Raw genomic sequence first — 6,188 nt, 5'->3', positions numbered from 1 at the left:
CATCGCCGAAGTCGCCGCTTGGGAACACCGACGCAATCAAAGTGGAGCCCGCATCAAATGGATGTTCTCAACCGAGCAAGCCCGCGCCAAACTTGCCAAAGCATACCCAAACCCAATCGCCAAAGAGTCATAATCTCTGTGCAGAGGTACTAGTTGCGACACGATAGAATGCCCCATCTCTTGCAAAGCACGCGGCGGCAAGGCCCGTGTTCGCCCGAATTCGCAAACCGATACGCAACCGTTCAATAGAAGGAGCCGGATATGCCCAAGACGATCAGTTCCGACCGAACCGAACAATGGCTGATCGACAGCTCGAATGCCGAGTGGACGCTCGAAGACAGCGGTTCGATTTCCGCCAATGGCGTGGCGATCCTGGAAGACAGCCCTCAGTCGCGCAATACCATCTACCTTCACGGCGAAGTTCACTCCGGCGATGAGCAGAACGGGTCGGTTGGCCTCGAGCTCGACGGCTCGCGGACACATGTGCGTCTTGAGAAGGGCGCTTTGATCGATACCGAAACCGGCATCCACCTGGTCGGCCGGTTGGATAAAGTACTCAACAAGGGGACCATCGACGTTACCGGAACCGGCATTGTCACCGAGGATACGATAACCAACGGCGTGCGATCGAGATTTCCCTGGATAACGAACCATGGTGAGATTTCCGGCGCGACCGGCATGCAGCTCGACAATGCCGTCGTCAACAACCAGGCCCACGGTATCATCAGCGGCGTCGATGTCGGCATTTCGGCGGCCGGCGTCTCCGGCACCACTGCCGTCATCTTCAATCTTGGCACGATTTCAGGCGACGTTGCGGTCGCAGGCGGCGACGGCGTGCTGAAATTGGACAATTCCGGCCATATCAATGGTTCGATCCTGCTAGGCGGAGGCGATGATGCCGCTTTTTTCTACAGCAGCAGCCATGTGACGGGTGCTGTCGACGGTGGCGAAGGCAATGACGATTTCACAATCGACGGCAGCGCACGTTTCGATCAAGCCATCGCCGGCGGCGCCGGGGACGACATCTATCACCTAGTCGCCGGAAAGCCCCGCGCGACGCTCGTCGAGCAACAGGATGGCGGCACGGACGCGATCTGGGCGGATTCCAGCTATACGCTACAGGACAATTTTGAGTGGTTGTTCGTCAGCTCGGTGCACAAACACGGTTTCGGCAATGGCAACGACGCCGACAACCTCATCTATGCGGGCCCGAGCAAGGACCTGCTCAACGGCGGCGCCGGTAATGACGTGCTGGCAAGCGTCCAAAGGGGTGGGCTGGACACGCTGATCGGCGGCGCAGGCGACGACACGTTCGCTTTTGCCCATTTCAAAAGTGTCGCCCAGGATTTTACAGCAGGCGAGGACAAGCTGGCCTTCGCCGACGCGAGCGGCATAACCTCCTATGACGGCGCTCGCATCGAACAGCATGGCGACGATACCTGGATCGGTTTCACCAAGAATGACAGCTTCCGCGTCCGCGCCATCCTGCATGGCGTGGATGCATCGACACTGACTGCGGACGACTTCAGTTTCCACTATCAGGTCAACCCCTTCTGGTCCGAGGCTTGATCCGCAGGAAACCTTATCCGAAAGGTGGACGCGAAGCGGCTTGCGGCAGGCTACACCAACCCAGCCTGGTCAACGGCGGGGCGCAGTCCGAGATGCCCGTTGTCCGTCGGTATTGGCGAGCAAGACGCAACCTTTCCATCGCGAGAGCCGGAAATGCCGGAGACGATCAGTTCCCCGATAACCGAACAATGGCAGATCGACACGTCCAGTGCGCTCTGGACGCTCGAAGCCAGCGGTTTTCGATCTCCGCCAATGGCGTGGCGGTCCTCGAAGACGATACCGAGGCACACAACAGGCTTGATCTCTACGGCCCGGTCAAGTCCGGCGACAAGGCCGGCGGACTGATCGGCGTTAAGCTGTTGGCACCCGGACACGTGCATCTTCATAACGCTTGGCTCGTATTCAACGACGAGGACACGCTCATTTCGAAAGACGTGCGGATCGACCATTCGACAAACGAAGATTTCCAACCTTCGGTTCCGTTTCACAGCGACCATCTTGACGGCGAGGCGTCAGCACATCGCCCTGCGACAAGTTGCCGCCTATCTCGGTCGCCTTTTCAAGTGTTTAAATTTCCGCCGGAAACGTTTTCAGGCGCAGCCGCGGCCAGCGCTTCATTTAATTTAAAGGCTTGATTAATTTAAAGGCTTGATGATCACCCTGATTTCGGAGGTTCTATTGGTCCGACAATACCAATATTCAGCGCAAAGCATCTCCAACCTGATCGCCGCCATATACGACTGTGTTCTTGCGCCTGAAAAATGGACGGAAGTGCTCGAAGCGATCAGGACCGAGTTCAATTTTCAAAACGCGGCACTGTCGGTGACCGGATATCAGGGAATAATGCTTCTTGGCGCCGCGGTTGGGGTCGATGACTATTGGTTGGCGCGGATACTAGACTATGGAACGGCGCCCGCAGATGCCTGGGGAGGCGTGGATAGACTGAACGAACTTCCCCTCGAGGAACCCGTCGTTCAGTCTCGCGCGATGCCCGACTATGATCGGGAAAGCAATCGGTATTTTGTTGAATGGGTACGGCCGCAAGGTATCGGCGACGCCATCACGATCAACCTCGAACGCGCCGCGAACTCTGCGTCCAACCTCACCATGGGACGGCACGAGTCGGCCGGGCCGGTCACCGACGTGGAACTAGAAGGCCTGAGGATGCTGGCGCCGCATATGCGACGGGCGCTTGCGATCAGCCAGGTTCTTGAGTTGAAGACCATAGAAGCCGCCACATTCGTCTCGACCCTCGAGACGTTCAATTCGGCAATCCTGCTCGTCGATGAAGAAACTGCCTTTGTCCACGCGAACGCCGCCGCGGCGACGATGCTGAAGGCCAAATACCCGTTCACGCTAAACGACAATCGGCTTGTCCTGCCGCAGGCAACCGCCACGGAAGCGTTGAGGGAAGCGGTGCGGAACACCGCGACTGGTTCGCTGACATTGCTGTCGCGCGGCGCTGGTATTCTGGTATCTCTTGACGATGAAGCGCCAATGGTCCTGCATGTCATGCCATTGCTGCGCTCCGAATATGACCGCTATGCCGAGCAACGTGCGGCTGCTGCGATCTTCGCGTCGCCGGCCGCCGCTCCCCCGCAAATGCCCGCCGATGCCCTCGCACTGTTGTACGGGCTGACGCCCGCCGAAACCCGCGTCTTCGAAATGCTGGTGGATGGCGAGAGGCAAAGCGAAATTGCGCTGAAACTGGGGCTGGCATTAAGCACGGTCAAAACACATTTGCATCGCGTGTTCGAAAAGACCGGCTACACGCGCCAAGTCGATCTCGTGCGGCTCGCCACGTCACTTTCGATGCCCCTCTAGGCTCGCACGGCAGATCGCGCACGCAAAGTTTCTGTAGTCGACAAGAAGTCAGCATCGCAGACTTTCAGATTCGGCGCATCATCCGAACGGTGGATGATCGCGATATAGGCTTGGATCGATGATGGAAAAGTGCAATATGGTTTGAATGATGGCTCAGCGGTTCGAATTGTCGGCGGTTCCTATGGCCGAACTGATCGGCGCGATCTACGGTTGCGTCCTTGCTCCATCCCAATGGCAGGCCGTGCTCGAGACGATTTGCCGGGTGTTCAATTTCCAAAACGGCATACTGGCTATCAACGGATTCGACGGCCATGCGATGCTCGGCGCCCTGGTGGGCGTCGAGGAAAACTGGCTGGGACGAATGCTGGAATATGGTGCGGCTGTGACTGATCTCTGGGGCGGACCACTTCGTATCCAGGAATTTCCACTGGAAGAGCCGATCGTCCAATCTCATGTTGCAACCGCCAAGGTTCTCCTCACCAACAGTTACTTCCAGGAATGGGCACGTCCGCAGGGCATAATCTATGCAGTCGCAATCGGGCTCGAACGCAGTCCGACGATGATTTCTAATCTTGCCCTTGGGCGTCACGAAACTGCAGGCGACATCAGCGAGGCAGAACTGGAAGGTCTAAGGATCCTTGCGCCTCATCTACGGCGCGCCGTCAATATCAGCAAAGTTCTGGAGTTGAAGACCATCGAAGCCGCGACATTTGCGTCGGTACTGGAAAACTTTACCGTCGGAATAGCCTTTGTCGATCACAACAACGCCTTGATTCACGCCAATGCCGCAGCCCATGCGATGTTGGCGGCGAAGGACCCACTCTATTTGAACGCTGGTCGGCTTGCCCTTCCGCTCGAAGCCGCCACCACAGCGTTGGATGAAGCGGTGCGCAAGGCTGCGGCGGGCGACCCCACCGCCGGAACGCGCGGCGTAGGTATTCCGGCAATGCGGAAAGATGGCACGCCCGCGGTGGTCCACGTCATGCCGCTCCGGCGCGAGATCGCATATCAGAACCTTGCATTGCGCCCGACGGCAGCGCTTTTCATTGCGCCAGCGGCGGCGGCATGGATGCCAACGGACGCAATTGCCTTGCTTTACGGCTTCACGCCGGCCGAATCCCGGATTTTCGAAATGATCGCGGCTGGGGAGCCTCCGACCCGAATCGCAAATCGCCTGGGTCTGGCACTCAGCACCGTCAAAACCCATCTCCTGCGCGTGTTCGAGAAGACCGGATGCAAACGCCAGGTCGATATTGTCAAGCTTGCCGCGTCTTTGTCTCTGACGTTTTAAAGCGCGTCGCATTCAACTTGATTCAGGTGACGCACTTTATCCTTTGTTTTTGCGCATGTCGTTGTCTCGAAACCAGAAAACCACTTTCGGGCGACATGCTGCAGCAGCAACGCAGTGATCTCCCGTCGATCTTTCGACGTGGATACGGCTCCTTAAGAGCACCAGATCTCATCCGAACGGTGGACGACGCTGCCAACTACCCTCGAATAGGGTGACGCTGTAGTTCAGCAACAGGACGCAAGATGGAAACGCCCAAGTGAGCAAGGCGTTGGCGGCGGCTTTCCTTCGCGCCGAAGCTGGCCTTCACTGTATCGTCAATCTGGCAGCAATGATCTGCTTCATTACGGAGAAAACCGATGCGCCTGAAAGATGATGCGTCTTTAAATGTAGAGCCGATATCGTCAGGTAGTGGTTGCCAAACTTGTCCTCGAACTCAATTTTGGTATTCGTGCCTTTGACAATCTCGCCGTCTTTGTGGGTAAAATAATGGCCCGTGAGGACAAATGAATTTTGGGAATYCGGGTCGTAAAACTCCGCTTGCGTTTTGTTGTGTCTGTCGAGTGTCAACTGTCCGGTGAAATTGGGATCGCCTGTTGAGTAAAGAGCATCGAACTTAACGCGCGCCATCGCTACCTCCTACATCTTTATTTTCATGATTATCAATATTTCTCCGCTCGCAGACAGATGGGTATGGCGAACCGTGCACGAAGGCGACAGCGCAGTTTCTCAATCGGAGACCAAGTTTTGTAGTCGACAAGAATCCAACATCGCAGACTTTCAGATTCGGCGCATCATCCGAACGGTGGATGATCGCGATATAGGCTTGGATCGATGATGGAAAAGTGCAATATGGTTTGAATGACGGCTCAGCGGTTTGAATTGTCGGCGGTTCCTATGGCCGAACTGATCGGCGCGATCTACGATTGTGTCCTTGCTCCCTCGCAGTGGCGGGAGGTGCTAGACCGCATCCGCCGGGAATTCAACTTCCACAACGGTATACTGGCTATCAACGGATTCGACGGCCAAGTGATCCTGGGCGCCGTGGTCGGCGTCGATGACGTCTGGCTGAGCCGAATGTTCGATTATGATCTCACGGCCGCAACCGATCTCTGGGGCGGTCCGCTTCGCATCCAGCAATACCCGCTTGAGGAGCCGATCGTCCACTCGCATCTGCAGTTCTACCATGAACGACCGGGAAATCCATATTATGAGAACTGGGTTCGCCCACAGGCCATAACCGATGCGGTCGCAATCGCACTCGAACGCAGTCCAACGATGATTTCCAATCTTTCCCTCGGGCGTCACGAATCTGCCGGAGACATCAGCGAGGCCGAGCTGGAGGGGCTGAGAATCCTTGCGCCTCATCTACGGCGCGCCGTCAATATCAGCAAAGTTCTGGAGTTGAAGACCATCGAAGCCGCGACATTTGCGTCGGTACTGGAAAACTTTACCGTCGGAATAGCCTTTGTCGATCACAACAACGCCTTGATTCACGCCAATGCCG

At 56.7% G+C, this 6,188-nt stretch carries 5 protein-coding genes and 2 pseudogenes; 6 read left to right on the top strand and 1 reads right to left on the bottom strand.

What is annotated here, in order from left to right:
* From AC1D06_RS41430 to AC1D06_RS41410, 5 genes and pseudogenes are all read left to right on the top strand, one after another.
* Positions 1 to 133 (top strand): annotated as a pseudogene (locus tag AC1D06_RS41430) (IS630 family transposase); the annotation flags it as partial.
* A gap of 128 nt (positions 134 to 261) precedes the next feature.
* Complete coding sequence (locus AC1D06_RS41425) at positions 262 to 1,569, top strand: hypothetical protein (RefSeq protein ID WP_477991279.1); 1,308 nt, start codon at positions 262 to 264, stop codon at positions 1,567 to 1,569.
* A 188-nt stretch (positions 1,570 to 1,757) separates the two neighbouring features.
* Positions 1,758 to 2,204, top strand: a complete 447-nt coding sequence (locus tag AC1D06_RS41420) for a hypothetical protein (protein WP_477991277.1) — start codon at positions 1,758 to 1,760, stop codon at positions 2,202 to 2,204.
* 16 nt (positions 2,205 to 2,220) lie between these two features.
* Positions 2,221 to 3,393, top strand: coding sequence for a helix-turn-helix transcriptional regulator (locus AC1D06_RS41415; protein ID WP_477991276.1), 1,173 nt, complete (start codon positions 2,221 to 2,223; stop codon positions 3,391 to 3,393).
* 181 nt (positions 3,394 to 3,574) lie between these two features.
* Positions 3,575 to 4,684 carry a helix-turn-helix transcriptional regulator gene (locus AC1D06_RS41410; RefSeq protein ID WP_477991274.1) on the top strand — a complete coding sequence of 370 codons (1,110 nt, stop codon included), beginning with the start codon at positions 3,575 to 3,577 and terminating at the stop codon, positions 4,682 to 4,684.
* A gap of 303 nt (positions 4,685 to 4,987) precedes the next feature.
* Here AC1D06_RS41410 and AC1D06_RS41405 read toward each other — a convergent pair whose 3' ends face one another.
* Positions 4,988 to 5,311 (bottom strand): hypothetical protein, encoded by a 324-nt coding sequence (locus tag AC1D06_RS41405; protein ID WP_477991272.1) that lies wholly within the window; start codon positions 5,309 to 5,311, stop codon positions 4,988 to 4,990.
* A gap of 267 nt (positions 5,312 to 5,578) precedes the next feature.
* On the opposite strand from AC1D06_RS41405, the pseudogene AC1D06_RS41400 reads away from it, so the two are divergent.
* Positions 5,579 to 6,188, top strand: a pseudogene (locus tag AC1D06_RS41400) (helix-turn-helix transcriptional regulator); the annotation flags it as partial.

This window comes from Rhizobium sp. P2_G2, from assembly GCF_056403555.1.
The sequence above is the reverse complement of the archived record's forward strand: the minus strand, read 5'-3'. Positions and strand labels throughout refer to the sequence as shown.

Excerpts from the sequence above, each read along its gene's own strand:
- AC1D06_RS41425 (WP_477991279.1), top strand. The coding sequence starts at position 262 with ATGCCCAAGACGATCAGTTCCGACCGAACCGAACAATGGCTGATCGAC.
- AC1D06_RS41420 (WP_477991277.1), top strand. The coding sequence starts at position 1,758 with ATGGCAGATCGACACGTCCAGTGCGCTCTGGACGCTCGAAGCCAGCGG.
- AC1D06_RS41415 (WP_477991276.1), top strand. The coding sequence starts at position 2,221 with ATGATCACCCTGATTTCGGAGGTTCTATTGGTCCGACAATACCAATAT.
- AC1D06_RS41410 (WP_477991274.1), top strand. The coding sequence starts at position 3,575 with ATGGCCGAACTGATCGGCGCGATCTACGGTTGCGTCCTTGCTCCATCC.